Raw genomic sequence first — 212 nt, forward strand, 5'->3', positions numbered from 1 at the left:
TGACGCCTCATCTGATGCTGGCTCTGCAGGCGGCGGGCCTGTGGAGCGGCCTGCTGATCCTGTTGCTGCTGGTGCTGTCCGGCGTGGTGTCCAGCGGCCGCAGGCGGCATCTGGTGTCGTTCGGCGACGGGGGGAACCCTGAGCTTCAGTCCGCGACCCGCGCCTTTGGCAACTGCGTCGAATACGCCGCGCCCGGCATGGCGGCGATGGGG

General features: G+C 69.8%; 1 protein-coding gene. It reads left to right on the forward strand.

The genetic code is table 11. The annotated features are described in order from the left end of the window. Nucleotides 1–212 (forward strand): MAPEG family protein (locus ACM0OY_RS40720; protein WP_414574352.1); only part of this gene is annotated, 212 nt, incomplete at both ends.

The sequence above is a fragment of the Nostoc sp. CCY 9925 genome (assembly GCF_963920935.1).
In the GTDB taxonomy this organism is placed as follows: Bacteria; Cyanobacteriota; Cyanobacteriia; order Cyanobacteriales; family Nostocaceae; genus Nostoc.